The sequence below is a fragment of the Rhodococcus sp. NPDC003318 genome, from assembly GCF_042879035.1.
GTDB lineage: Bacteria > Actinomycetota > Actinomycetes > Mycobacteriales > Mycobacteriaceae > Rhodococcus_G.
In genome coordinates, this window is record NZ_JBIAOU010000007.1 from 143,320 (window position 1) to 167,343 (window position 24,024).

General features: G+C 70.9%; 24 protein-coding genes. 14 read left to right on the plus strand and 10 right to left on the minus strand.

Going from position 1 to position 24,024, the window contains the following annotated elements; all coding sequences use genetic code 11:
- The first annotated feature begins 3 nt into the window (after positions 1-3).
- A complete protein-coding gene (locus ACFYVR_RS14110) occupies positions 4-600 on the plus strand; it encodes a TetR/AcrR family transcriptional regulator (RefSeq protein ID WP_387474020.1) in 597 nt (198 codons plus the stop codon).
- 44 nt (positions 601-644) lie between these two features.
- On the opposite strand, the gene serS is transcribed toward ACFYVR_RS14110, so the two are convergent.
- The gene (serS, locus tag ACFYVR_RS14115) at positions 645-1,904 is read right to left on the minus strand and encodes a serine--tRNA ligase (RefSeq protein ID WP_387474022.1); all 1,260 of its coding nucleotides are present in this window, start codon (positions 1,902-1,904) and stop codon (positions 645-647) included.
- 125 nt (positions 1,905-2,029) lie between these two features.
- On the opposite strand from serS, the gene ACFYVR_RS14120 reads away from it, so the two are divergent.
- Positions 2,030-3,175, plus strand: a complete 1,146-nt coding sequence (locus ACFYVR_RS14120) for a septum formation family protein (protein WP_387474024.1) — start codon at positions 2,030-2,032, stop codon at positions 3,173-3,175.
- A complete protein-coding gene (locus tag ACFYVR_RS14125) occupies positions 3,175-3,525 on the plus strand; it encodes a metallopeptidase family protein (RefSeq protein ID WP_387474026.1) in 351 nt (116 codons plus the stop codon). Before ACFYVR_RS14120 ends, ACFYVR_RS14125 begins: the two co-directional genes overlap by 1 nt.
- A gap of 1 nt (position 3,526) precedes the next feature.
- Here ACFYVR_RS14125 and ACFYVR_RS14130 read toward each other — a convergent pair whose 3' ends face one another.
- From ACFYVR_RS14130 to ACFYVR_RS14140, 3 genes are all read right to left on the minus strand, one after another.
- Entirely contained in the window at positions 3,527-5,131 is a 1,605-nt protein-coding gene (locus ACFYVR_RS14130) for a sigma-54-dependent Fis family transcriptional regulator (RefSeq protein ID WP_387474028.1), read from the minus strand.
- 93 nt (positions 5,132-5,224) lie between these two features.
- Positions 5,225-6,676, minus strand: a complete 1,452-nt coding sequence (locus ACFYVR_RS14135) for an aldehyde dehydrogenase (RefSeq protein WP_387474030.1) — start codon at positions 6,674-6,676, stop codon at positions 5,225-5,227.
- A gap of 30 nt (positions 6,677-6,706) precedes the next feature.
- Positions 6,707-7,816 carry an NDMA-dependent alcohol dehydrogenase gene (locus tag ACFYVR_RS14140; RefSeq protein WP_387474032.1) on the minus strand — a complete coding sequence of 370 codons (1,110 nt, stop codon included), beginning with the start codon at positions 7,814-7,816 and terminating at the stop codon, positions 6,707-6,709.
- Between the two features lie 174 nt (positions 7,817-7,990).
- On the opposite strand from ACFYVR_RS14140, the gene ACFYVR_RS14145 reads away from it, so the two are divergent.
- Genes ACFYVR_RS14145 through ACFYVR_RS14160 form a run of 4 tightly spaced genes read left to right on the plus strand, consistent with a single transcriptional unit; the run spans position 7,991 to position 11,014 of the window.
- A complete protein-coding gene (locus tag ACFYVR_RS14145; protein ID WP_387474034.1) occupies positions 7,991-8,299 on the plus strand; it encodes a PE family protein in 309 nt (102 codons plus the stop codon).
- Positions 8,300-8,330: 31 nt separating this feature from the next.
- Positions 8,331-9,533, plus strand: coding sequence for a PPE domain-containing protein (locus ACFYVR_RS14150; protein WP_387474035.1), 1,203 nt, complete (start codon positions 8,331-8,333; stop codon positions 9,531-9,533).
- Positions 9,530-10,324, plus strand: coding sequence for an ESX secretion-associated protein EspG (locus tag ACFYVR_RS14155; RefSeq protein WP_387474037.1), 795 nt, complete (start codon positions 9,530-9,532; stop codon positions 10,322-10,324). The genes ACFYVR_RS14150 and ACFYVR_RS14155 overlap by 4 nt, the downstream gene beginning before the upstream one ends.
- Before the next feature lie 54 nt (positions 10,325-10,378).
- On the plus strand, positions 10,379-11,014 hold the full coding sequence (locus tag ACFYVR_RS14160; protein ID WP_387474039.1) for a TetR/AcrR family transcriptional regulator: 636 nt from the start codon (positions 10,379-10,381) through the stop codon (positions 11,012-11,014).
- Positions 11,015-11,131: 117 nt separating this feature from the next.
- Here ACFYVR_RS14160 and ACFYVR_RS14165 read toward each other — a convergent pair whose 3' ends face one another.
- Both ACFYVR_RS14165 and ACFYVR_RS14170 read right to left on the minus strand, forming a co-directional pair.
- The gene (locus ACFYVR_RS14165) at positions 11,132-11,920 is read right to left on the minus strand and encodes an enoyl-CoA hydratase (RefSeq protein ID WP_387474041.1); all 789 of its coding nucleotides are present in this window, start codon (positions 11,918-11,920) and stop codon (positions 11,132-11,134) included.
- A 19-nt stretch (positions 11,921-11,939) separates the two neighbouring features.
- Entirely contained in the window at positions 11,940-12,908 is a 969-nt protein-coding gene (locus ACFYVR_RS14170; protein ID WP_387474043.1) for an NADPH:quinone oxidoreductase family protein, read from the minus strand.
- A 192-nt stretch (positions 12,909-13,100) separates the two neighbouring features.
- Between ACFYVR_RS14170 and ACFYVR_RS14175 the strand changes: the two genes are divergently transcribed.
- From ACFYVR_RS14175 to ACFYVR_RS14205, 7 genes are all read left to right on the plus strand, one after another.
- Positions 13,101-13,904, plus strand: coding sequence for a crotonase/enoyl-CoA hydratase family protein (locus tag ACFYVR_RS14175; RefSeq protein ID WP_387474045.1), 804 nt, complete (start codon positions 13,101-13,103; stop codon positions 13,902-13,904).
- Positions 13,905-14,016: 112 nt separating this feature from the next.
- Positions 14,017-15,210, plus strand: coding sequence for a thiolase family protein (locus ACFYVR_RS14180; protein ID WP_387474047.1), 1,194 nt, complete (start codon positions 14,017-14,019; stop codon positions 15,208-15,210).
- A 55-nt stretch (positions 15,211-15,265) separates the two neighbouring features.
- Complete coding sequence (locus ACFYVR_RS14185; RefSeq protein WP_387474049.1) at positions 15,266-16,027, plus strand: 3-hydroxyacyl-CoA dehydrogenase; 762 nt, start codon at positions 15,266-15,268, stop codon at positions 16,025-16,027.
- A gap of 25 nt (positions 16,028-16,052) precedes the next feature.
- Positions 16,053-16,676, plus strand: coding sequence for a TetR/AcrR family transcriptional regulator (locus ACFYVR_RS14190; protein WP_387474051.1), 624 nt, complete (start codon positions 16,053-16,055; stop codon positions 16,674-16,676).
- 22 nt (positions 16,677-16,698) lie between these two features.
- The gene (locus ACFYVR_RS14195) at positions 16,699-17,694 is read left to right on the plus strand and encodes an NAD(P)H-dependent flavin oxidoreductase (RefSeq protein WP_387474053.1); all 996 of its coding nucleotides are present in this window, start codon (positions 16,699-16,701) and stop codon (positions 17,692-17,694) included.
- A gap of 20 nt (positions 17,695-17,714) precedes the next feature.
- On the plus strand, positions 17,715-18,872 hold the full coding sequence (locus ACFYVR_RS14200; protein ID WP_387474055.1) for an acyl-CoA dehydrogenase family protein: 1,158 nt from the start codon (positions 17,715-17,717) through the stop codon (positions 18,870-18,872).
- A 30-nt stretch (positions 18,873-18,902) separates the two neighbouring features.
- A complete protein-coding gene (locus ACFYVR_RS14205; protein ID WP_387474057.1) occupies positions 18,903-19,664 on the plus strand; it encodes an SDR family NAD(P)-dependent oxidoreductase in 762 nt (253 codons plus the stop codon).
- A 178-nt stretch (positions 19,665-19,842) separates the two neighbouring features.
- Here ACFYVR_RS14205 and ACFYVR_RS14210 read toward each other — a convergent pair whose 3' ends face one another.
- The 4 genes from ACFYVR_RS14210 to ACFYVR_RS14225 all read right to left on the minus strand — a co-directional run bounded on the left by ACFYVR_RS14210 (position 19,843) and on the right by ACFYVR_RS14225 (position 24,002).
- Positions 19,843-20,817: an NAD(P)H-dependent flavin oxidoreductase gene (locus ACFYVR_RS14210; protein WP_387474059.1), complete on the minus strand. Its 975-nt coding sequence runs from the start codon at positions 20,815-20,817 to the stop codon at positions 19,843-19,845.
- A 113-nt stretch (positions 20,818-20,930) separates the two neighbouring features.
- Entirely contained in the window at positions 20,931-21,563 is a 633-nt protein-coding gene (locus ACFYVR_RS14215; RefSeq protein ID WP_387474061.1) for a TetR/AcrR family transcriptional regulator, read from the minus strand.
- A gap of 47 nt (positions 21,564-21,610) precedes the next feature.
- Positions 21,611-22,480 (minus strand): enoyl-CoA hydratase-related protein, encoded by an 870-nt coding sequence (locus tag ACFYVR_RS14220; RefSeq protein WP_387474063.1) that lies wholly within the window; start codon positions 22,478-22,480, stop codon positions 21,611-21,613.
- 4 nt (positions 22,481-22,484) lie between these two features.
- The gene (locus ACFYVR_RS14225) at positions 22,485-24,002 is read right to left on the minus strand and encodes a class I adenylate-forming enzyme family protein (protein WP_387474065.1); all 1,518 of its coding nucleotides are present in this window, start codon (positions 24,000-24,002) and stop codon (positions 22,485-22,487) included.
- Positions 24,003-24,024 lie beyond the last annotated feature (22 nt).

Genomic DNA, 24,024 nt, shown 5'->3' on the forward strand with positions numbered 1-24,024 from the left:
ACGGTGGGCCAGAGCCGCGGACGCGAAACCGCGCGCCGTCTACTCGACGGCGCGCTGGAGGTGTACGCGCGGACCGGCCCCGCCGGGTTCACCATGACCGCCGTCACCGAGGCCACCGGGGTCAGCGTCGGCAGCCTGTACCACCACTTCGGCAGCTTCGACGGGCTGGCCGCGGCACTGTACAGCCGCTGCATGGACGAACTACTCGGCTCGTTGATCGCCGCGCTGCACCGCAGCCGCACCGCTCGCACCGGCACCCGGGCGATGGTGGTCGCCTATCTGCGGTGGGTGGCCGAACACCGCGCCGAGGCACATTTCATCCATGCGTCGGCCTATGCGAGCTTCCTGCCCTCACACGCCGAGACCATCGCGGCCGCGAAGGCTCCGCGGATGGCGGCGATGCTGGCGTGGCTGCGTCCACACGTCGAGGCCGGACGGGTCGTCGACCTGCCCGCCCCCCTGATCGAGATGCTGGTGATCGGGCCCGTCGCCGAGACCAGCCGCCGGTGGCTCTCCGGGGCACCCGGTATCGACCTGGACCAGGCGGTCCGTCTGCTCCCCGAGCGGGTGTGGCAATCCGTGCGCGGCACACACGGCTGACCTCCGCCCGGTCCGGCCCACACGCGGCGACGAAGCGCCTCGGGTCACGCCGGGCGCAGCACATCCGTCCCCACGAAGGGCTGCAGCGCGGCGGGGACGCGGACGGAGCCGTCGGCCTGCTGGTGGTTCTCCAGGATCGCCACGATCCAGCGGGTGGTGGCGAGGGTGCCGTTGAGGGTCGCGGCGATCTGGGGCTTGCCGTTCTCGTCCCGGTACCGCACCGAGAGCCGGCGGGCCTGGAAGGTGGTGCAGTTGGAGGTGGACGACAGTTCCCGGTAGGCCTGCTGGGTGGGCACCCAGGCCTCGCAGTCGAACTTGCGGGCCGCCGACGAGCCGAGGTCGCCGCCGGCGACGTCGATGACCCGGTAGGGCACCTCGATGGCGGCGAGCATTTCCCGCTCCCAGGCGAGCAGCCGCTGGTGTTCGGCGTCCGCGTCCTCGGGCTTGCAGTAGGTGAACATCTCCACCTTGTCGAACTGGTGGACGCGGATGATGCCGCGGGTGTCCTTGCCGTAGCTGCCTGCCTCGCGGCGGAAGCACGACGACCAGCCCGCGTACCGCTTGGGTCCGTCGCCGAGGTCGAGGATCTCGCCGGAGTGGTAGCCGGCGAGCGGGACCTCGGAGGTACCGACGAGATACAGGTCGTCCTGCTCGAGGTGGTACACCTCCTCGGAGTGCTGACCGAGGAAGCCGGTCCCCTGCATGATCTCGGGGCGGACCAGCACCGGCGGGATCATCATCGTGAACCCGTTCGCCACCGCCTTCTGCGCGGCGAGTTGCAGCATGCCGAGCTGCAGCAGCGCGCCGTGGCCGGTGAGGAAGTAGAAGCGGGCGCCGGACACCTTGGCGCCGCGTTCCATGTCGAGCAGGCCGAGCGACTCTCCGAGCTCGAGGTGGTCCTTCGGCTCGAAGTCGAACGTCGGCAGCTCGCCGACCGTCTCGAGGGTGACGAAGTCGTCCTCGCCACCGGCGGGAGCGCCCTCCTGGACGATGTTGGAGATCGCGCGGTGCGCGGCCGCCAACGCGGCGTCGGCCTCATGCTGCGCGGCCTCGGCGTCCTTGACCTGCTGGGCGAGTTCCTTCGCGCCGGCGAGCAGCGCGGGCCGCTCCTCCTTCGGCGCCTGTCCGACCTTCTTGCCGAGGGCCTTCTGTTCGGCGCGCAGGTTGTCGCCGGCGAGGACGGCTGCGCGGCGGGACTCGTCGGCCGTGAGGAGGGAGTCGACCAGTGCGGGATCCTCGCCCCGCATTCGCTGCGACTCACGGACGGCGTCGGGGTTTTCCCGCAGGAACTTGAGGTCAATCACGACCGAAACCCTACTTGGTCGCCCGGTTGGCGGAGGTGCGCGGCGTCGCCGGACGTCGACGACGCCCCGTTTCGCTTTCGGTGTGTCCGCGGTCGGAGCTCCCACGGCAGGCATGATGGAAGGTGATGTCCGACGAACGCAGCGCAGCCAACGACGACCAGAGCCCCGCACCCGCGGACACCCCGCGGGGCGGCCGGGGTGCGGACGCGTCCGCCTCCGGTTGGGCCATCGCCGAACACTGGACCGGCGGCAGGCACCTGTCGGCGAAGGTCACCCGGAGGAGCCTGGTCGCGGTGGCTGTCGGCGCGGTGATCGCCGCGATCGCGACGGTGGTGATCTCCGGCGGCTTACAGGGTGGTGAGGAGCTGGCCACCGGGCCGAAGAGCAGTGGTCCTCACGCGACCGGCGCGGTCGCCGGGACCGCGTTCGGGACCGCCGCCGCGGGCGACTGCCTGTCGTGGACGGAGCAGGACGCCAGCGACCTGTCGAAGGTGTCGTGCACCGACGAGCACCTGTTCGAGGTGGCGTCGGAGGTGGACCTGAGCGTGTTCCCCGGTGCGGAGTTCGGGCCGGGGTCCCGGTTCCCGAGTGTGCTGCGGTTCTCGCAGCTGCGGGACGAGCACTGCACCCCCGCGGTGACCGAGTACCTGGACGACCACTTCGACCCGCACGGCAAGTTCAGCGTCGGCCTGATCAATCCCGGCGAGGCCGGATGGGCCGCCGGGGAGCGGACGATCCGGTGCGGGCTGCAGCGGTCCAGCACCACCGGGACGGTGCTCGCGGTCACCGGTCCGGTGCAGGGTCAGGACCAGTCGAAGGTGTGGGACGCGGGGACCTGCATCGGCATCAACCAGAACGTGCCGAGCGATCCGGTGGACTGTTCGCAGGCGCACGCGTTCGAGGTCATCTCGGTCGTCGACCTGGGCGCGAAGTTCACCGGTGGCTTCCCGGCGGTGGCCGACCAGGACGGCTATCTGGAGGAGACCTGCACGCAGGCGGCGAACGAGTACCTCGGTTCTCCGGACGCGCTGCGGAACAAGACCCTCACCCTGTTCTGGGACAACATGGAACTGAGCAGCTGGCTGGCGGGTAGCCGCCTGGTGAACTGTTCCGTCGGCAAGGAACTCGACGGCGGCGGATTCGCCCCGATCGTCGGCTCCGCGAAGGGCGACATCCTCATCAACGGTGCACCGCCCGTCCCTCCGCCGCCGCTGCCCGAGGGCCGGTCGGTCCCGACGCCGCTGCCGGGCGCGGCGCCGCTGGAGAACTGATGGCAGTGGTGATGACGGAGGCGCGGTTCGACGAACTGGTCTCCGAGGCTCTCGACCTGATTCCACCGCAGCTCGCGCGGGCCATCGACAACGTGGTCGTGCTCGTCGACAGCCGCGACCCCGACGATCCGGGGCTGCTCGGGCTGTACCACGGCATCGCGCTGACCGAACGCGACAGCCACTACGGCGGTTCGCTGCCCGACACCATCACGATCTACCGCGAGGCGATCCTCGAGATGTGCGAGGACGAGGACCACGTCGTCGAGGAGGTCGCGATCACCGTCATCCACGAGATCGCGCACTACTTCGGCATCGAGGAGGACCGGCTCCACGAGCTCGGCTGGGGCTGAATCAGCCTGCAGCGGAGACGATCCCGTAGGAGCGGATCGCCCGGTAGAGGGTGGTCCGGCTGATCCCGAGCTGCTGCGCGGCGGCCTTCTTGTTCCCGCCCGTGTCCCGCAGCGCCCTGACGACGGCGTCCCGCTCGGCCTGCTCGAGCGGGGTCAGCCGCCGGGTCAGGCGTCCCCGGAGCGATTCGGGCAGGTCCGCGACGGTGATGTCGCCGGCCCCGCGGGACTCGGCCGCCGTCCGCACCACCGTGACCAGTTCGGGCAGGTTGCCGGGCCACTGCTGCCCGGCCAGCGCCTCGAGCGCCGCGGGGGTGAAGCGGACGCGCTCCGCCAGGCCCGACTCGGCGAGGATCGAGCGGACGAGGGCGGGAATCTCGGCGCGACGCTGCCGCAGGGGCGCCACCTCGTGACGCTGCCCGCAGTGGGCGACCAGGGCGGCCTGCTCGGGCGAGAGCCGGTCGACGGGCCCGCTGGTGAGCACGACGCGGGGACGCGCCGACCGCAGCAGCGTCGCCGTCCGGCGGGCGACCGCGGCGGGCAGCAGGTCGACGGACTCGATCACCACGCAGCCCGGTTCGGTGAGCGCCTCGCGCAGCCGTGCGGTCCACTCCTGCGCGTCGGGGTCGGTGACGTCGGTGGCGTCGAACCAGATGCTCGTCTCGCCGGCGACGGACCGGGCGGTGCCGGTGCGTCCCGATCCCGGTTCCCCCGCGACCAGCACGGCCCGCGCGGGAGCGGGCGGGGCGAGGACCGGACGCGCACCCGGTGCGTCACCGAACACGAACAGCGCCGCACCGCTGCCGACCACGCGGCGGACGGATGCGGGCAGGGTACGTCCGACGGTCAACGGGACCTGGTGGATCACCTCGCGGTCGATCGGGGCCTCGACCGCCAGGGCGCGCAGCAGCACGTGGTCGGCGGGCGAGAACATCTGGGCCGCAGCGGTGTTGGCGAGCAGGATGTCGTCGCCGATCGCGATCACCGGCCGGGTGCGGGCACGGGCGGTGGCGTCCTGGAACGACGCGAAGACCCGCTGTTCCGCCTGCCGCGCCTCCTCGAGGAGCCGCTCGCCGATCTGCCGCGCGGACCGCGTCACGAACGGCGCGAGCAGCGGGCTGTCATCCTCGCTCAGGCAGGTGATGTCGAGGACGCCCTCGACCCGGCGCGTCACCGGGTGCACCACCGGCTGGCCGTAGCAACTGAACTTCTTCAGCTCCTCGATGTAGTGCTCCTCACCGCGCACGGCGAGGCCGCGGCGCAGTTCGAACGCCGTCGCGATCGAGTTGGTCCCGGTGGTCTCCTCGAGGAACAACCGGCCCAACGTGGTGCCGACCCGCTCGAGTTTCGGTCGCAGCGCGCGTTCGCCGTACCGGACGTCGACGAGGCGCGCGTTGCGATCGGCGAAGATGACCGCGAAGCCGGTGCCGTCGAGTTCGCCGGCCATCTCGTCGAGGATCGGGGTCGCGGCGACCATCAGCCTGCTGCGCCGATCGACCTCCTCGATCGCGGCGTCGTCCACCGACGCTCCCGGGAACAGTCCACTCATCGCGACGCGCTGCCACGACTGCGCGATGAGCGGCCGCGCCGATTCGTCGGGTTCGGTCATGTCGGGGCTTCTTTCGAAGTGGGTGACATCCGTGATGACAGTACGTCGGGCGGGGCCCGGCCGACAGCGGCCGGGCCCGCCTCAGGCCTGTCCCTACCCGAGGTAGACGGACTTGAGCTGCTGGTAGTTGACCAGTGCCTCGGGCCCGAGCTCCCGGCCGATGCCGCTCGCCTTCACGCCACCGAACGGCGCGGTCGGCTCCGGAAGATAGGTGTTGACGCCGATCGTCCCGGTCTGGACCCGCTTGGCGAGCGCGAGCCCGCGATCGGGGTCGCTCGTCCACACCGTGCCCCCGAGCCCGTAGTCGGAGTCGTTGGCGATCCGCACGGCCTCGTCGTCGTCGGTGTACGGGATGACCGACAGCACGGGACCGAAGATCTCCTCCTGCGCGATGGTGTGGTTGTTGTCGACGTCCGCGAAGATCGTCGGCTCGACGAACCAGCCCCGGTCCAGGCCGGCGGGGCGGCCGCCGCCGATCGTGACGCGCGCGCCGTCGCCCTTGCCCTTGGCGATGTACCGCTCCACCCGGTCCCGCTGCGCGGCGGTGGCCATCGGGCCGATCTGCGTCGACTCGTCGAGTGCGTCACCGACGGTCAATGCGCCCGCGAAATCGGTGAACAGGTCGACGATCTCGCGGTAACGGGCCCGCGGTGCCAGCACCCGCGTACCGAGGAAGCAGGTCTGTCCGTTGTTGAGAAGGGTTGCGGTGAAGAGTTTCTCGGCCACCGACTTCAGGTCGAGGTTCGCGTCGTCGAGGACGATCGCCGCCGACTTGCCGCCCAGTTCGAGGGTCACCGGCCGCAGCAACCGACCACACACCTCGCCGATGGACCGGCCCGCCGCGGTGGACCCGGTGAAGCTGATCTTGTCGACGTCCGGGTGCGCGACGAGGTACGCACCGACGTCCCGGCCGGCGGGCACGATGTTGACCACTCCGGCCGGAATCCCGGCCTCGGCAACGGCTTCCGCGAGCAGGTAGCTGTCGAGGACGGTTTCGGGGGACGGTTTGATCACCAGCGTGCAGCCGGCGGCCAGCGCCGGCGCGTACTTGAACGCCGCCAGGGTCTGCGGGAAGTTCCACGGCACGATCGCGCCGACGACGCCGATCGGTTCGCGCCGGACCAGGGTGTCGCCGCCGAACAGCCCGGGCCGGGTCTCCTCGGACGCGGACTCGCGCGTCAGACCGGCGTAGTAGCGCAGCAGCACCACCGGGAAGCTTCCCTCGAGCTGCCGAGCCACGGCGACGGGCATGCCGTTCTGCGCGCTGACGCGTGTGGCGACGTCCTCGGCGCGGCGTTCGAGCACGTCCGCGAGCCGGTCCAGGGCGCTCGCCCGGTCGGCGGGCGACCAGTGCGCCCACCCGGCCGGGTCGTCGAACGCGCGCCGCGCCGCCGCGACCGCCGCGTCGACGTCGGCCTCCTGCGCCTCGGGCACCGACCCGATCGGTTCCTCGGTGCTGGCGGAGACCGCGGTGATCCGGGCGTCCGAGCTGGGCCGCACCCAGTCGCCGCCGATGAACAGGGAGTCGTACCGAATGTCGTCCATGAATTCCTCCGGTGAGGGTGAGGGTGAGGGTCAGAAGGTGATGACGCCGCGCAGGTTCCGGCCCTCGCGCATGTCGCGGTAGCCGTCGTTGATCTCGTCGAGCTTGTAGGTGCGGGTCGCGAGCTCGTCGAGTTCGAGGTCGCCGCTGCGGTACAGGTTCAGCAGTTTCGGGATGTGCAGCCGCGGGTTCGCGCTGCCGAACAGCGACCCGACGACCCGCTTCTCGGCGAGGACGAGGTCGAGGGCGCTCATCGAGACGGTGTCCTCGGTGGCGCGGTGCAGGTTCGTCACCACCACGGTGCCGCGCTTGCCGGTCATCGCGAGGCTCGCCGCGATCTGGTCGCCCTCGCCGACGCCGGTGGTGTTGACGACGACGTTGGCGCCGCGTCCGTACGTCAGGTCGGTGACGAGCGCGAGCGCCTCCGCGCTGGTCGCGACGGCGTGGGTGGCGCCGAGTTCGAGCGCCTTGGTCCGCTTGAACTCGACCGGGTCGACGGCGACGACGTACTGGGATCCGGCCAGCGCCGCGCCCTGGACGGCGTTGATGCCGATGCCGCCGACCCCGACGACGACCGAGGTGTCGCCGGCCTTGACGCCGCCCGCGAACACCGCGGACCCCCACCCGGTGACGACTCCGCAGCCGAGCAGGCACGCCTTGTCCAGGGGGATGTCGTCGTCGATCCTGATGCAGTTGGCCTCGCTGACGACGGTGTGCTGGGCGAAGGTGCCGAGCAGGCACATCAGCCCGAGGTCCTGCCCGCGGGCGTGGTGGCGGGCGGTGTGGTCGGAGATCTGGGTGCCGTCACCGAGGTACTGGCCGAGTTCGCACAGGTTCTGCATGCCCGCCGAACACGCCGAGCAGCGGCCGCAGGCCGGGATGAACCCGAAGATGACGCGGTCGCCGGGTGCCAGGTCCTGCACGCCCGGCCCGACCTCGACGACGGTGCCCGCGCCCTCGTGGCCGCCGATCATCGGCAGCGGCCAGGGCAGGTCGCCGGTGAGCACGTGTTCGTCCGAGTGGCACAGGCCGCTGCCGCCCAACTCGACCAGCACCTCGCCGTGGCACGGCGGGTCGAGCTCGATCTCCTCCACGCTCCACGGTCCGCCCCGCTCCCACAAGATCGCCGCCTGGGTCTTCACTCGCCTCTCCCTTCTGTAACGGGCATCACACTCGCCCGTGGTCGGATCGAGCTTCACAGCCGGCGAGGGGCCGCGGGTGTTCCGTTTGTGGACACGGTCGGAACCGTCCGGGCACCTCCCGCGTCCAACCCGGAGACGACAATCACCCGACGCGCCCCGAGGAGGCCGACGCCCATGCCCGGACACGTGTTCGTCTCGCCCGACGCCCTGAACGCCGCGGCCACCCAGCTCGAGGCCCTGGCCGGCCGCCTGCAGGCCACCGTGGGGGCCAACGGTCCCGCGCTGCACATGGCGCCGGCCGGCACCGAGGAGGTGTCGGTGCAGGCCGCGGCGTACTTCAACGGTGTCGCCGACAGCTTCCTGTCCGCGGCGGCGGCGGGGGTCGCCGAACTCGTCGACGCCGCCGCGGTGCTGCGCGCCCAGGCCGCGGAGTACGCGGCGCTCGACGACGGATTCGGCGCCGCGCTCGGCGCAGGTATGTGACCGGAACCGACACGACCGAAGGAGCTCGACCATGACCGTGGGATTCACCGGCGTCATCTGGTTTCCGCGGGGCGCCACCTGGAACTCGACCGCCCTGAACGCCGGTGTCGGGCCGGTCGGGTTCTCGGCCGCGAGCGCGGCGTGGACCGCGATCGCGGCGGGTCTGGCCGACGCCACCGCCGCCGTCACGAAGGTGACGGCCGACCTGGCGGCCGGGTGGGAAGGCGTCGCGTCCGACGCCGCGCTGGCGAAACTGGCCCCGTTCCAGGTGTGGACGCAGCGGGCGACCGCGACGGCCACCACGACCGCGGCGAAGGCGGCCGCCGAGGCCGCGGCGCACACCGTCGCGCGGACCGCAATGCCGAGCGCAGCGGAGATCGCCGCGGTCAAGGCCTCGAAGGTGGCGGCACACACGGTGGGCGGCTCGCTGGCGGGTGTGGGGGCGGTCGCCGAGGCCGCGGACCGCGCGCTCGACGTGCGGGCCGCGCTGGTGATGGAGGCGTACGAGTCGGCGTCGAGCATCGTCGCGGTACCACAGCACTTCACGGCTCCACCACCGTTGGCGAGCGGCGGCGCGGCGCCGACGACGCCCCCGCCGCCCGTGCCGCCGGGCAGGGGCCTGCTCGACTTCGCCGTCCACCCCGCGCAGGCCGCGCACGCCGCGCTCGGTGCGGTGCTCGCCGGGGCTCAGGACCCGACGGTGGTCGCGGCGGCGTCGCAGGCGGGCACGCTCGCCGGGACCGGGGTCACGGCGGTCGCGGGCACGGCGGCGATGCTTTCCCCGGCGGCGTCGGCGTTGAGGGAGCACGTGCTCGGCGGCGGCGCTGTGCTCGGCGCGGATCCGGTGGCGGGTGCGCGTGACGTGCGGGTGCCGGGCGGCGGGGCCGCGTCCGGGCGGGCGGTGGTCGGTGCCGCGGGGTACGGCGCAGCCGGGGCGTCCGGGCCCGCACGCGTCACCCTGCCCGACGGATGGGGCGGCATCCCGGGCGGCGGCGCGGCGTCCGGCGGGCGCGGCGCCCCGGTCGACGGCCTCCCGTCGGGTGCGGAACCGGCCGCGGCCGAGCCGGGCGCACGGACCACACCGGCCGGCGGGGCACCGATGGCGGCCGGTCGCGGACCGGACACCGACGAGGACGAACACCGAACTCCCGGCTACCTGCGAAAATTCGAGCACTTCGAGGACGGACGCGTCGTGATCCCGTCCGTCATCGGCGCCGATCCGGCGGACCGATGACCGCGCCCGAGGGCCACCGCCTGCAGGGGGTTCCGCTGAGCGCGGACGAGCTGGATCTGCTGATGCATCTGATGTCGGTCGACGAGCTGCCGGTGGTGCTGGCCGCGAGCCCACGGTTCGATTCCGCGGATGCCCGCGATATCGCGTTCGACCGGGCGCGGGCGTCGCTCGGTGCCCGCGGCCTCCTGCCCGGCGGCCACCCGCGCCCCGACCTCGCCGACCGACTGTCCGTGCTGGCGCGGCCGGCCGTCGAACTGGCACTGCGCTGGTACACCGGATCGGGCGCCGTGTCCCGCATGTGCCTGGCGCACACGCCCGGCACCACGGTGGTCGCGCTGCGCGGCCCGGGCACGTACACGCTCACCGAGGTCGACCGGGCGGATCCCCATCTGGTGTCGGACGTGCTCGGCCCCGGAACCGGGACCGACGTCGGAACGGTCCGCGCACCCACCACGTCACTGGTCGAGGCGCTGACCGACTGCACGGATCCGGCCGCGACGGCGCGGCGCCTGCGGGCGTTGGGCGTCGGTGACGCGGACGCCGACCGGCTCGCGTACGCCCTGTCCCGCTGCCACGCCCACGCCGAGATCGTCGCAATCACGCACGGCGACGGGATCAGTCGGACCCACGGGCCGGTGACGGTGTTCGACACCCCCGAGGGCCGGATCGTGGGGACGTCGAGCGTCGCCCCCGACGGCGCCCGGTGGTCCACGCTCGGTCCCGGCGGGGACGCGCGCGTCCGGCAGGCGGTGCGGGAGTTGCTGGCGGCCACCGGGATCGCACCGCACTGACCGCCCGGTACCCTGTCCAGTGACATTCTGGCGAGCGAGACGTTTGGTAGGGCAATGGGTAATCCCGTCGACGAACCGGTTGACGACGAGATCGGCATCGACTGGCGTCGGCTCGAGGACGTGGAGCTCACCCCGATCCTGGCCGCGTCACTCGACGCGTTCTACGAGTTGGGTTACCACGGAACGACCGTGCGCGAAGTGGCCCGCCGCGTCGGCGTGACCGTGCCCGCGCTGTACTACCACCACGACAGCAAGGAAGGGCTGCTGATCGCGCTGCTCGAGCTGTCCACGGCGGACGTCCTCACACGGGCGAACGCCGCGGACCGCGACGGCGGCGACGATCCGCTCCGGCGGCTCGCGAACGTCATCGAGGCGATCGTCCTGCGGATGACGAACCGCGCCCGCCTCGCGTCGCTCGAGGGCGAGGTGCGGTACCTGAGCGACGAGAACCGGCAGCGTTACCGGGCGGTGCGCAAGGGCGTCGAGGAGGTCGTCCTGCGGGTCGTCCAGGCCGGCGCGGCGAGCGGGGACTTCACGGTCGAGGACCCCGCCGAGACCACCCGCGCCCTGCTCGGCATGTGCCAGTCCATCCCGCGCTGGTACCACGCGGAGGGCACCCTCTCGCCGGAGGAGGTCGCGGCGAAGTACGTCGCCATCGCCATGAAAACCGTTGGGGTCCAGCCGAAGTAACCCGGCCTCCCCCCCTTTTCGGCTGAAGGTGGCCTTCGTGCGGTCTGACCGCACGAAGGTCACATTCAGCCGCGGGAGGGTGGGGCGGGCGTCAGGCTCGGGAGGGTGGGGCGGGTGTCAGGCTCGGCCGAACTGCGCGGAGCGCTTCTCGAGGAACGCCGCGACGCCTTCCGCGAAGTCGGCGGAGGCGAGCAGTTCGAGCTGGCCGGCGCGCTCGCGGGCGAACGCCGGGTCGAGCTGGCCGAGAGTCGCGTCGTTGATCGCGGACTTGGTGGCGGCGAAGGCATCCGACGGTCCGGCGGCGAGGCGACCGACCAGCGCGGCGACCTCGTCGGCGAAGGCGTCGTCGGCGTGGACCTGCGCGATCAGACCGGCCGCGAGCGCCTCGGTGGCGGGCAGGCGCTCGGCGAGCAGTGCCATCTTCAGTGCGCGGGCGCGGCCGATCGACGCGGCGACCAGTGCGGTCGCCCCACCGTCCGGCATCAGCCCGACCTTGGTGAACGCGAGCAGGAAGTAGCTCGATTCGGTGGCGACCGTGAGGTCCGCACCGAGCGCGAGGGAGACGCCGACGCCGGCGGCCGGTCCGTTGACGGCGGCGATCACCGGACGCGGGAACGCGCGCATGGTTCCGACGAGGCGGTTGGCGGCGTCGATGGTGGACGCGTCCGCGGGTCCGGTCGACTCTGCCTTCTCCTTGCTCGCGGACAGGTCTGCGCCGGTGCAGAAGGCCCGGCCGGTGCCGGACAGCACGGCCACGCGGACCGCGCGGTCCCCGGCGTGCTTGTCGAGGGCCTCCGCGACCGAGTCGAGGGTCTCGGTCGTCACCGCGTTGAGCCGCTCGGGGCGGTTGAGGGTGATGCGCAGGACGCCGTCGGTCAGGTCGACGAGAACGTCGTGGTTGCTCATGATTGTCCTTCTCCAGGTGTCAGGGGCGGAACGTGAGGGCCACTTTTCCTGTGGCGCTCCGGGATTCGAGGCTGCGCAGGGCGTCGGCCGCCTGCTCCAGCGGGTACGAGGTGGGCTCGGCGACCTGCAGGGCGCCGGACGTGAGCAGCGGTTCGAGCTCGGCCCACTGCCGCGCGGGGTAACCGGGGTTCTCGCGGACGAACTCGCCCCACCCGGCGCCGACCACCGAGATGTTCTCGAGCAGAAGACGATTGACCTTGACGGTCGGGATCTCACCGCCGGTGAACCCGAGGACGACGTGCCGGCCACCCGAGGCGAGGCTGCGCAGACTGTCGAGGAACCGGTCACCGCCGACCGGATCGAGGACGATGTCGACGCCGCGGCCGCCCGTCAGGCCCGCGACGGCGTCCTTGAACCCGGCGGCGAGGACGGTGTGGGTGGCGCGGTTGGCCTTGGCGACCGCCGCCTTCTCCTCGGTGCTGACCACTGCGACGGTCTCGAGGCCGAGCGCCGCCGCGACCTGCAGCGATGCGGTCCCGAGGCCACCGGCGGCGCCGTGTACGAGCACGGTCTCGCCGGCGCGGTACCGGGCCCGCTCCGTGAGCGCGAAGTGGGCGGTGAGGTAGTTCATCAGGAAGCCGGCGCCCGCGGCCAGGGTGACCGTGTCGGGCAGCGCGAACACGGTCGACGCAGGCACCGTGACGGTCTGCTGCCACGAGCCGCCGAGTGCCAGGACCGCCACCCGGTCACCGGCCCGGAAACCGCTGTCGGCGGGCGCTTCCCGGACGATGCCCGCGCCCTCGACGCCGGGCACGAAGGGCGTCGGGCGGACGACCTGGTAGCAACCGGAGGTCTGCAGCAGGTCGGGGAAGGAGACGCCCGCCGCCTCCAGGTCGACGACCACCGCGCCGGCCGGATCCGGCTCGGGGATGTCCACCGCCCGCACACCGTCCGGTCCGATCGCTTCGACCACCTGCACTGCCCGCATGCCGTCTCCCCGTGTCGCTGGGTGGCCGCACGTCGCGACCGGATTCATCAGTACCAGACCGCCCTGAACGGTCGCTAGCTAAAACAATCGTTGACCCTGGCCCGGACGCCGTGATAAGCATCTTAGCGATCGTTAAATAATCACGACGATCACGCACGATGTGCAGTCACCCCGATACCCGAGGAGCACCCCATGGCCGACGAGTCGACCACCGCGCCCGAGCCGGCCGCGCTGTACGAGCGCCGCGGCAACGCCGCGCTCATCACCCTGAACCGCCCGCGCGCGATGAACGCGGTCAACAGCGAGCTGTCCACGGCGGTCGGCAACTTCCTCGAGCAGGCCGACGCCGACGACGAGGTGCGGGTCATCGTGATCACCGGCTCCGGTCGCGCGTTCTGCGCGGGCGCCGATCTCAAGGCGCTCGGCTCCGGCCAGTCCCTCTTCGCGGACGGTCACCCGGAGTGGGGCTTCGCCGGCTTCGCCCAGCACTGGGTGAACAAGCCGACCATCGCGGCGGTCAACGGCTTCGCCCTGGGTGGCGGCACCGAACTGGTCCTCGCCGCCGACCTCGCGGTCGTCGACGAGAACGCCCAGCTGGGCCTGCCCGAAGTCAAGCGCGGCCTGTTCGCCGCGGCCGGCGGTGTCATCCGTCTGCAGCAGCAGATCCCGAAGAAGGTCGCCCTCGAGCTCGCGCTGACCGGTGAACCGATCAGCGCCGCGGAAGGCAAGGAGCTCGGCCTGGTCAACCGCGTCGCCCCCGCGGGCACCGCACTCGAGGTCGCCCTCGAACTGGCCGAGAAGATCGCGGTCAACGCGCCGCTGTCGGTGCGTGAGTCGAAGGCGATGATCCACCGCACCGCGACCGGCGCCGACTGGGAGCCCGGCGTCTGGGACGCCAACAACAAGTCGATGGCCGTCGTCTTCACCAGCGAGGACGCGAAGGAAGGTCCCGCCGCGTTCGCCCAGAAGCGCGAGCCGGTCTGGAAGGGTCGCTGACACCTCCACCGCTTCACCGACCCCACCGATCTCGGTCCGGTGCCGTGTCCACCCCTCCCCGGCATCGGCCGCCCAACCCGATCACCTCGAACGTTCCCGGAAGGAACTCACCATGACCAACGCAGTCATCGTCGACGCCGTCCGCCTCGCGTCCGGCAAGGGCAAGATGGGCGGCGCCCTCTCGGGCACCCACCCGGTCGAGCTGCTCGCCACCGTCCTGCGCTCCATCGTCTCGCGTAACAACCTCGACCCGGCACAGGTCGACGACGTGATCGGCGGCTGTGTCGCCCAGGTCGGTGAGCAGTCGCTGAACATCTCGCGCACCGCGCTGCTGTCGGCCGGCTTCCCGGACTCGGTGCCCGCCACCACCATCGACCGCCAGTGTGGCTCCAGCCAGCAGGCCGCGCACTTCGCCGCGCAGGGCATCATCGCCGGCGCGTACGACATCGTCATCGCCTGCGGTGTCGAGTCGATGAGCCGGATCCCTATGGGCACCGCGACCCTCGGCAAGGACACCGCGGGCCCGGGCATCGCCGCCCGCTACCCGGAGGGCCTGGTCAACCAGGGCATCTCCGCCGAGCTGATCGCCGCGAAGTGGAAGCTGGACCGCGACACCCTCGACGCCTACTCCGCGCAGTCGCACCAGCGCGCCGCTGCGGCGATCGCCGCCGGTGCCTTCGACAACGAGATCGTCCCGATCGACGTCACCAACGCCGCCGGCGAGACGGTCACCCACCTCGTCGACGAGACCGTCCGCGCCGCCACCACCGCCGAGGGCCTCGCCGGCCTGAAGTCGTCCTTCCACACCGACGGCTACGCGGCCCGCTTCCCCGAGGCGGGCTGGCACATCACCCCGGGCAACTCGTCGCCGCTGACCGACGGCGCGTCCGCGGTCCTGATCATGAGCGAGGAGGCCGCCAACAAGCTGGGACTGACGCCGCGGGCGCGGTTCCACTCGTTCTCCGTCGCCGGCGACGACCCGGTCTTCATGCTGACCGCCCCGATCCCGGCCACCCACAAGGTGCTCGCGCGCGCCGGCCTGAGCATCGAGGACATCGACGCGTACGAGGTCAACGAGGCGTTCGCGCCGGTGCCCCTGGCGTGGGCGCACGAGTTCAACGCCGATCCCGCGAAGCTGAACCCGCGCGGCGGCGCGATCGCCCTCGGCCACGCCCTCGGTTCCTCCGGCACCCGCCTGCTGACCACCCTGGTCAACCACCTCGAGGCCACCGGCGGCCGCTACGGCCTGCAGACCATGTGCGAGGGCGCGGGAATGGCCAACGCCACCATCATCGAACGCATCTGACGTACCCTCGCTGCGCGAAAACATCTCTGCACCAAACTGATCCGAAAGGAACCTCATGATCGTCAACGACAGCGTCGCGGTCGTCACCGGTGGCGCCTCGGGCCTCGGCCTCGCCACCACCAAGGCCCTCCTCGCCGACGGCGCGCAGGTCGTCATCATCGACCTGCCGTCCTCGAACGGCGAGACCATCGCCAAGGAGCTCGGCGACCGGGTCCGCTTCGCCGCGGCCGACGTCACCGACGAGTCCGCGGTCGCCGCGGCCCTCGATGTCGCGGAGTCCCTCGGCCCGCTGCGCGTCGCGGTGAACTGCGCCGGTATCGGCAACGCCATCAAGACCGTCAACAAGCAGGGTGCGTTCCCGCTGGACGCCTTCAAGAAGGTCGTCGACGTCAACCTGATCGGCACCTTCAACGTGCTCCGCCTTGCCGCCGAGCGGATCTCGAAGACCGAGCCGATCGACGGCGAGCGCGGCGTCATCATCAACACCGCCTCCGTCGCCGCGTTCGACGGCCAGATCGGCCAGGCCGCGTACTCCGCCTCGAAGGGCGGCGTCGTCGGCATGACCCTGCCGATCGCCCGCGACCTCGCGTCGCTGCTGATCCGCGTCGTCACCATCGCCCCGGGCCTGTTCAAGACCCCGCTGCTGGGCTCGCTGCCCGAGGAGGCCCAGAAGTCCCTCGGTGGCCAGGTGCCGCACCCGTCGCGTCTGGGCGACCCGTCGGAGTACGGCGCCCTGGCAGCGCACATCGTCTCCAACCCGATGCTCAACGGCGAGACCATCCGTCTCGACGGCGCCATCCGCATGGCCCCGCGCTGACGCATTCGTGATCGAGGAGGGGCCGATGCAACCGCCGCAGGAAATCACCGCCGACTGGCGCACCTTCGAGCCGACGGAGCTCGGCCCCATCCTCGACCACGCCCTGGAGGCGTTCGACGAGAACGGCTTCCACGGGACCACGGTCCGTGACCTCGCCCGCCGGGTGGGGGTCACGGTGCCGGCCCTGTACTACCACCACGAGAACAAGGAAGCCGTTCTCATGGCGCTGCTCGACACCGCGGTCCGCAACCTGATCGACCGGTGCGAGGCCGCGGTCGCGGAAGCCGGCGAAGACCCACTGCTCCGCTTCACGAACTTCTACGAGGCCGTGGTGCTGAACATGACGCACCGCGCCCAGCAGTCCGCGCTCGACTCCGAGGTGCGACACCTGTCCCCGGAGAACCGCCGCCGCTACGCGGCAACCCGCAAACGACTCGAACTGATGGCGCTCGACCTCGTGACGGACGGCACCCGGAAGGGCGTCTTCGCCGTCGACGACATCGCCGAGACGGTTCGTGCCCTGCTCGGCATGGCCCAGTCCATCGCCCGCTGGTTCCAGATCGACGGACCCCTGACCCCGGACGAGGTCGCCGACCGCTACACGGCGATCGCGCTGCGGGTCGTCGGTCGCCCCACCGCTTCCCGATAAGCCGTACCGCGAGGAGACTTTCGTGCTGTCCACCGCTTTCACCGAGACGTTCGGCGTCCGCCACCCCATCGTGCAGGGTGGCATGCAGTGGGTCGGCCGCGCCGAACTCGTTGCCGCCGTTGCCAATGCCGGAGCACTCGGCATGATCACGGCACTCACCCAGCCCACCCCGGAGGATCTCGCCAAGGAGATCGCCCGCACCCGTGAGCTGACCGACCAGCCGTTCGGCGTGAACCTGACCATCCTGCCCGCGATCACCCCGCCCCCGTACGAGGAGTACCGGCAGGTCATCATCGACTCCGGCGTCAAGATCGTCGAGACCGCCGGCTCCAACCCCGCACCGCACCTGCCCGACTTCCACGCCGCCGGCGTCAAGGTCCTGCACAAGTGCACCAGCGTCCGGCACGCCGTCAAGGCCCAGGACATCGGCGTCGACGGCATCAGCATCGACGGCTTCGAGTGCGCGGGACATCCCGGTGAGGACGATGTCCCCGGTCTGGTGCTGATCGCCGCCGCGGCCGAGCAGATCTCCATCCCGATGATCGCCTCGGGCGGCTTCGGCGACGGACGCGGCCTGGTCGCCGCGCTCGCGCTCGGCGCGGACGGCATCAACATGGGCACCCGCTTCATGTGCACCGAGGAGTCGCCGATCCACCGCACCATCAAGGAGGCGATCGTCGCCGCGAAGGAGACGGACACCGAGCTGATCTTCCGGTCGCTGCGCAACACCGCCCGGGTGGCCAGCAACTCCGTCAGCCGCGAGGTCGTCGAGATCCTCGCGCGCGGTGGACAGTTCGAGGACGTGCGCGAACTCGTCGCGGGTGCCCGCGGTCGACTCGTGTACGAGAACGGCGACCCGGAGGCCGGCATCTGGACCGTCGGCACCGTGCAGGGCATCATCCACGACATCCCGACCGCGGGTGAACTCGTCGAGCGGATCGTCGCCGACGCCGAGGCGCTGATCTCCGAGCGCCTCACCGGACTGCTCGACCGCGGAACCCAGACCGTCACCGCCTGACCGAAGCGTAGGAGAACACCATGCAGCGCAGACATTTCGACGCCGATCACGAGGACTACCGCGGCACCGTCCGCGAGTTCCTGGCCCGCGAGGTCGAACCCCACTACCTGCAGTGGGAGGAGGACCGGCTGATCGACCGCGCGTCGTACGTCGCCGCGGGCAAGTCCGGCATCCTCGGTCTCGGTGTCCCCGAGGAGTTCGGTGGCTCCGGCGTCACCGACTACCGCTTCCGGCAGGTCGTCACCGAGGAGATCGCCCGCACCGGCACCACCTCGTTCGGGTCCAGCCTCGCCCTGCAGGACGACATCGCGATCCCGTACATCCTGCACCTGGGCACCGCGGAGCAGAAGGACCGCTGGCTGCCGCGGATGGCGGCCGGTGAGCTGATCGGCGCGATCGCCATGACCGAGCCCGGCGCGGGCTCGGATCTGCAGGGCGTCAAGACCACCGCGGTCCGCGACGGCGACGAGTGGGTCATCAACGGCCAGAAGACGTTCATCACCAACGGAATCCACTCCGACCTGGTGATCGTGGTGTGCCGCACCGACCCGAACGCGGGCAGCAAGGGCTTCTCGCTGATCGTCGTCGAGCGCGACACCCCCGGTTTCAGCCGGGGCCGCAAGCTGCACAAGGTCGGCCTCGCCGGCCAGGACACCGCAGAGCTGGTCTTCGAGGACGTGCGGGTGCCCGCGGAGAACCTGCTCGGCACCGAGGGCCGCGGCTTCATCCACCTGATGGAGAACCTGCCCCTCGAGCGCATCGGCATCGCCGTCGGTGCGATCACCGCGGCCCGGGCGGCGTACGAGTGGACGAAGAACTACGCGTTCGAACGCAAGGCGTTCGGAAAGCCGATCGGCGACCTGCAGAACACCCGGTTCGTGCTCGCGGAGATGCTCACCGAGATCGAGGTCACCGAATCGCACGTCGACCGCTGCGTGATCGCCCTGAACGCGGGCGAACTGACGGCCGTCGACGCGTCGAAAGCCAAGTGGTGGGCCACCGAGCTGCAGAAGCGTGTCGTCGACCGCGGCGTCCAGATCCACGGCGGCTACGGCTTCATGATGGAGTACCCGATCGGCCGGGCCTACGTCGACACCCGCATCCAGACGATCTACGGCGGCACCACCGAGGTCATGAAGGAGATCATCGGCCGCGACATCGCCGCCGAGTTCACGTAGGCACACCCGCACTCGCAAAGGACGGCAAGGGTGTTCGATCTGACAGGCAAGCGGGCGCTGGTCACGGGCGGGTCCGCGGGAATCGGCCTCGGCATGGCCCGCGGGCTCGCGAAGGCCGGCGCCGACGTGGCGCTGTGGGGACGCTCCGAGGAGCGGTTGGGGAAGGCGGCCGCGGATCTCGCCGGGCACGGGTCGGGTCGGGTGTTCACCCGGTCCGTCGACGTCGCCGACGAGCAGGCGGTCAAGGACGGAATCGCCGGCGTCACCGAGGAACTCGGGGGTCTCGACGTCCTCGTCGTGAACGCCGGTGTCGGTGTGCCGCTGGCGAAGTTCGTCGACTCGTCCACCGACGACTACCGCAGGGTGCTCGCCACGAACCTCGACGGCGCGTACTTCACGCTCCGCGAGGCGGCCCGGGTGCTGAGCGCGCAGGGCACCGGCGGGTCGGTGATCGTCACGTCGAGTCTCGGCGCGCTGCAGGGCGCCGGGCGCAACCAGGCCTACGCGATGACCAAGGCGGGTGTCCTGGCGATGGCGAACGGCTGCGCGGTGGAGTTGGCACGCGAGGGCATCCGCGTCAACAGCGTCCTGCCCGGCTGGATCGCCACCGACATGACCGGCGGGCTGCAGGAGTGGGAGGCGTTCACCGAGAACGTGATCTCCCGGGTCCCGCTGGGCCGCTGGGGAACCCCCGAGGACTTCGAGGGCATCGCGGTGTACCTGGCCAGCGACGCGGCCCGGTTCCAGACCGGCACCTCGACCCTCATCGACGGCGGTTACTCCATCTTCTGACCCCCGTCACCACCGTACGGCTGAAGGCCACCTTCGTTCGCTTCATGCGCATGAAGGTGGCCTTCAGCCGTGAATCCACTCCGTACGCCCGCTCACCCACCATGCGGCTGAAGGCGCCCTTCGTGCGGTTGGACCGCACGAAGGGCGCCTTCAGCCGGGAAAGGGGCGGGGGCGGGGGTCAGGCGTCGAGCAGGGCGGCCTTCGCGACGGCGTACTCGCTCGACAGGCGCGCGACGAGGTCCGCGGCGGGCACGACGGCGTCAATCGCGCCGACGCCGTGGCCGGCGCCCCAGATGTCGCGCCACGCCTTCGGCTTCGGGGTACCCTCCCCGTCGGCGGTGCCGAAGTCCATCGCGGACGGGTCCGACACCGCGAGGTCGTCGGGGTCGAGGCCGGCCGCGGAAATGCTGCCGCGCAGGTAGTTTCCGTGCACACCCGTGAAGAGGTTGGAGAACACGATGTCGTCGGCCTTCGAGTCGACGACCATCTGCTTGTACCCGTCGACGGCGCCCGCCTCCTCGGTGGCGATGAACGCCGAACCGATGTAGGCGAGGTCGGCGCCCGCGGCCTGTGCGGCGAGAATCGACCGGCCGTGCGCGATGGACCCGGACAGCAGCACCGGGCCGTCGAACCACTGCCGGATCTCCTGCAGCAGCGCGAAGGGCGACTGGGTGCCCGCGTGGCCGCCGGCACCGGCGGAGACGGCGATCAGACCGTCGGCGCCCTTCTCGATCGCCTTGTGGGCGTACAGGTCGTTGATGATGTCGTGGAGCACGATGCCGCCGTAGGAGTGGATCGCGTCGTTGACGTCGGTGCGCGCACCGAGCGAGGTGATCACGATCGGCACCTCGAACTCGACGATCGTCGCGAGGTCCTCCTCGAGGCGGTCGTTGGACTTGTGCACGATCAGGTTCACCGCGAACGGCGCCGACGGCGCGTCGGGGTTGTTGGCGTCGTACTTGGCGAGTTCCTCGGTGATCCGGGTCAGCCACTCCCGCAGCTGCGGCTGCGGCCGCGCGTTGAGCGACGGGAAGGAACCGACGATGCCGGAGGTGCACTGGGCGATGACCAGGTCCGGGTTCGACAGGATGAACATCGGCGAAGCCACGACGGGCAGGCGAAGCCGGTCCTTCAGGATCGAGGGAAGTGCCATGGGGTGCTCCTTACACAGTCGGTCCCAGGAGCATCTCACGGTTACTTAGCGATCGCTAGGGCGGGTCGGGACGGCCGCTTCGTGGCCTTCGTCACACAGCCGGACCGGCGGGATCAGGCACCGTACGCGGCGGCCGCCTCCGGGGTGAGAATGCCCGGGACCAGGAAGTTCGTCAGCATCCGGCGGTGCTCCGGATCCTCGTCCGAGCCGAAGTCCATCCGCCCGACGAGGACGAGTTCCACGAGGGCGATCCACTGGCAGATCTCCGCGTTCGTGCGGTCTGCTCGCACCTCGCCGCGGTCGCGGGCCTCGTCGATGAGCGGACCCCACATCTCCTCCGTCAGCCGCGCGGCCAGGCCGGAGCTGCCGACGAGGGCGGTGGCGAGGTCCATGTGTTCGGGGCTCACGATGAGGCGGACGACGGGATCCTTGCGACCCCGGTCCACCAGGTAGATCAGCCCGTCGACGATCTGGTCGGCGAAGGTGTCGCGGCGGCGCAGAAAGGCCCGTGCCTTCGTGAACAGCCGCCGTGACCGCACCTCGATCAGCGACGTGATGAGGGTGTCGCGGTCGCTGAAGTACCGGTAGACGGTGGGCCGGGAGATGTTGGCTTCCTTGGCGATGTCGTCCATCGTGGTCTTCGCGACCCCGTACCGCTCGAAGGTGCGCTCGGCCGCCTCGAGGATCTGCCCGCGTGCCTCGTCGGGATTCTCGCTGAGGACACTGCCGGTTCGCCGTCGAGCCATGACACCCTTCTCCTGGATCGGGCCGGGCGCCCTACCCCTCGCCGATGTTACCGCCGCGTACCGACGGCGTCGCCGAACAGGTCGGGCACCCCGTCCGAGACCCGGTCCGGGAACACCGGATCCCGCTTCTCCAGGAACGACTCGACGCCCTCGCGGGCATCGCCCGACGTTCCGCGCAGGTAGATCGCGAGGGAATCGGCGCGGTGCGCCTGTTCCGGGCTGTTTGCGCCGAGCATCCGCCACATCAGGTGCCGGGTCAGCGCCACCGACACCGGCGCCGTCCCGGTGACCATCTCGCGGGCGATCTCGACGGCCCGCTCCAGCACCCGATCCGCGGGCACGACCTCACTGACCAGGCCGTGTTCGAGCGCCTCGGCCACCGGAACCATCCGCCCGCCCAGGGTCCAGCGCAGGGCGGTCGAGATCCCGACGACCCGCGGCAGGAACCACGACGAGCACGCCTCGGGGACGATGCCCCGCTTGGTGAACACGAAACCGAATCGGGCGGTGTCCGATGCGATCCGCACGTCCGCGGGCAGCGTCATGGTCACGCCGACGCCCGCGGCGGGACCGTTGATCGCGGCGATCACCGGTTTGGTGGAGCGGTAGAACCGCAACGCGACCAGTCCGCCCTTGTCGGCGGGTGCACCGCCGGTCTCCGGGTCGTCGCCGAGGACGAACGTGTCCCCGCCGCCGCCGAGATCCGCACCGGCACAGAACGCCCGGCCGGTGCCCGTCAGCACGATCGCGCGGATCGAGTCGTCCGCGTCGCACTCGTCCATCACCTCGAGGAGGCGTTCGCACATCGTGTCGGTGAACGCGTTCAGCCGGTCGGGCCGGTGCAGGCGCACCACCGCGATCTCGCCGTCCCGTTCGACAACCACCGAATCGTCTGCCACGACACCTCCATCACTCATCGGTTCACCGAACTTTCGTGAAACGCTCTGCCACGTCACGATACTCGGAGCGGATCGCGGTCTTCGACAACTTCCCGCTGGGAAGTCGGGGCAACGGTTCGTCGCGGATCACGACGTACCGGGGCACCTTGTAGTCGGCGACCACACGGTCGCAGTGTTCGACGATCGCGGCGGCGTCGACGTCTCCACTGATCGTGACGATCGCGGCCGGGGTCTCGCCGAAACGCTCGTCGGCGGCGGCGATCACCGCGACCTCCTCGACACCGTCGATGTCGGCGATGACCCGCTCGATCTCGACCGGCGAGATGTTGATGCCGCCGGTGATGATGAGGTCCTTCATCCGATCGACGAACTTGACCCGCCCGCCGTCGTCGAGGGTGCCGAGGTCGCCGCTGTGCAGCCAGCCGTCCCGCAGCGCCTGCGCGGTGGACTCCTCGTCGTTCCAGTAGCCCGGGGTCACGCCGGGGCCGCGGAGCACGATCTCGCCCTCCTCTCCGGGGTCTGCGTCGGTGCCGTCGGGGCGAACGACCTTGATTTCGGTGAAGATCGAGCCGGTTCCGCACGTGTCGGGGTGCGTGAACGCCTCCGCCCGCGTGGTGGCGGTGGCGACCCCGCCGGCCTCGGTCATCCCGTAGATCTGCCGCAGCGCAACGCCCTTGTCGGCCCACGCCTTCAGCAGCGCGGGCGCGACTGCGGCACCGCCGACGATCGCGGTGCGCAGCGACGACATGTCGGCGGCCTCGAATTCGGGAGTGCGGGAGATGGCCTCGAACACCAGCGGCACCCCGAACAGCGCGTTGACGCGATGCTCGCCGAGCAGTGCCGCGGCCCGGCCCGGCTTCAGCTCCTTCTCGATCACCAGCGTGTTGCCGAGCACCACCGACATCACCAGCCCCCACACCAGTCCCGGCGTGAACACCAGCGGAAGCAGCAGCAGCGCAGTCGAACCCGGACGCAGTCCCTCCTCGGTGAGGCTGGCCTCGAAGACGATGTTGAGCAGCGTCCGGTTGGTGCAGACGACACCCTTCGACAGACCGGTCGACCCGCTGGTGAACAGGATGGCGACCGGGTCCTCGTAGCCGCGGTCGACCCGGAAGTCGTCGCGGTCGCCGCCCTGCAGTCCGGCGAAGTCGTCGAAGGAGAACGTGCGGAACTCGGCACCGAGGGCCCGGGTCTGCTGGATCTGCTCGGCGAACTCGGCCGGGGCGATGGTCGCCACCGCACCCGCGTCGTCGAGCACCTTGCGCAGCTCGGCCGGCTTGAGCCGCGGATTCAGCGGCACCAGAACGGCACCCGCCTCGAGCACACCGAGCGCGAGCACCGGCCAGGTGATCGAGTTGGGCCCGAGGACGCCGACCCGTTCCCCCGGCGCGATCCCGGCGTCGACGATCCGCCGCGCCACCCGGCTCGACCAGTCCCGCAGTTCCCGGTAGGTCAACGTCTCGTCGCCGACGATCAGCGCCCGCTGATCGCCCTTGGTCTCGGCCCACCAGTGCAGTGCCGATCCGATCGTCGCAGCCATGTCGTCCTTCTCCAGTCGAAAT

What these genes read in the sequence shown, in the direction of transcription:
- ACFYVR_RS14225 (WP_387474065.1), bottom strand. Translation starts at nt 24,002, where the DNA reads ATGGCTGCGACGATCGGATCGGCACTGCACTGGTGGGCCGAGACCAAG.
- ACFYVR_RS14145 (WP_387474034.1), top strand. Translation starts at nt 7,991, where the DNA reads ATGCCCGGACACGTGTTCGTCTCGCCCGACGCCCTGAACGCCGCGGCC.
- ACFYVR_RS14165 (WP_387474041.1), bottom strand. Translation starts at nt 11,920, where the DNA reads ATGAGCAACCACGACGTTCTCGTCGACCTGACCGACGGCGTCCTGCGC.
- ACFYVR_RS14170 (WP_387474043.1), bottom strand. Translation starts at nt 12,908, where the DNA reads ATGCGGGCAGTGCAGGTGGTCGAAGCGATCGGACCGGACGGTGTGCGG.
- ACFYVR_RS14190 (WP_387474051.1), top strand. Translation starts at nt 16,053, where the DNA reads ATGCAACCGCCGCAGGAAATCACCGCCGACTGGCGCACCTTCGAGCCG.
- ACFYVR_RS14155 (WP_387474037.1), top strand. Translation starts at nt 9,530, where the DNA reads ATGACCGCGCCCGAGGGCCACCGCCTGCAGGGGGTTCCGCTGAGCGCG.
- ACFYVR_RS14200 (WP_387474055.1), top strand. Translation starts at nt 17,715, where the DNA reads ATGCAGCGCAGACATTTCGACGCCGATCACGAGGACTACCGCGGCACC.
- ACFYVR_RS14185 (WP_387474049.1), top strand. Translation starts at nt 15,266, where the DNA reads ATGATCGTCAACGACAGCGTCGCGGTCGTCACCGGTGGCGCCTCGGGC.
- ACFYVR_RS14215 (WP_387474061.1), bottom strand. Translation starts at nt 21,563, where the DNA reads ATGGCTCGACGGCGAACCGGCAGTGTCCTCAGCGAGAATCCCGACGAG.
- ACFYVR_RS14125 (WP_387474026.1), top strand. Translation starts at nt 3,175, where the DNA reads ATGGCAGTGGTGATGACGGAGGCGCGGTTCGACGAACTGGTCTCCGAG.
- ACFYVR_RS14220 (WP_387474063.1), bottom strand. Translation starts at nt 22,480, where the DNA reads ATGAGTGATGGAGGTGTCGTGGCAGACGATTCGGTGGTTGTCGAACGG.
- ACFYVR_RS14180 (WP_387474047.1), top strand. Translation starts at nt 14,017, where the DNA reads ATGACCAACGCAGTCATCGTCGACGCCGTCCGCCTCGCGTCCGGCAAG.
- ACFYVR_RS14135 (WP_387474030.1), bottom strand. Translation starts at nt 6,676, where the DNA reads ATGGACGACATTCGGTACGACTCCCTGTTCATCGGCGGCGACTGGGTG.
- ACFYVR_RS14160 (WP_387474039.1), top strand. Translation starts at nt 10,379, where the DNA reads ATGGGTAATCCCGTCGACGAACCGGTTGACGACGAGATCGGCATCGAC.
- ACFYVR_RS14150 (WP_387474035.1), top strand. Translation starts at nt 8,331, where the DNA reads ATGACCGTGGGATTCACCGGCGTCATCTGGTTTCCGCGGGGCGCCACC.
- ACFYVR_RS14130 (WP_387474028.1), bottom strand. Translation starts at nt 5,131, where the DNA reads ATGACCGAACCCGACGAATCGGCGCGGCCGCTCATCGCGCAGTCGTGG.
- ACFYVR_RS14210 (WP_387474059.1), bottom strand. Translation starts at nt 20,817, where the DNA reads ATGGCACTTCCCTCGATCCTGAAGGACCGGCTTCGCCTGCCCGTCGTG.
- ACFYVR_RS14120 (WP_387474024.1), top strand. Translation starts at nt 2,030, where the DNA reads ATGTCCGACGAACGCAGCGCAGCCAACGACGACCAGAGCCCCGCACCC.
- ACFYVR_RS14175 (WP_387474045.1), top strand. Translation starts at nt 13,101, where the DNA reads ATGGCCGACGAGTCGACCACCGCGCCCGAGCCGGCCGCGCTGTACGAG.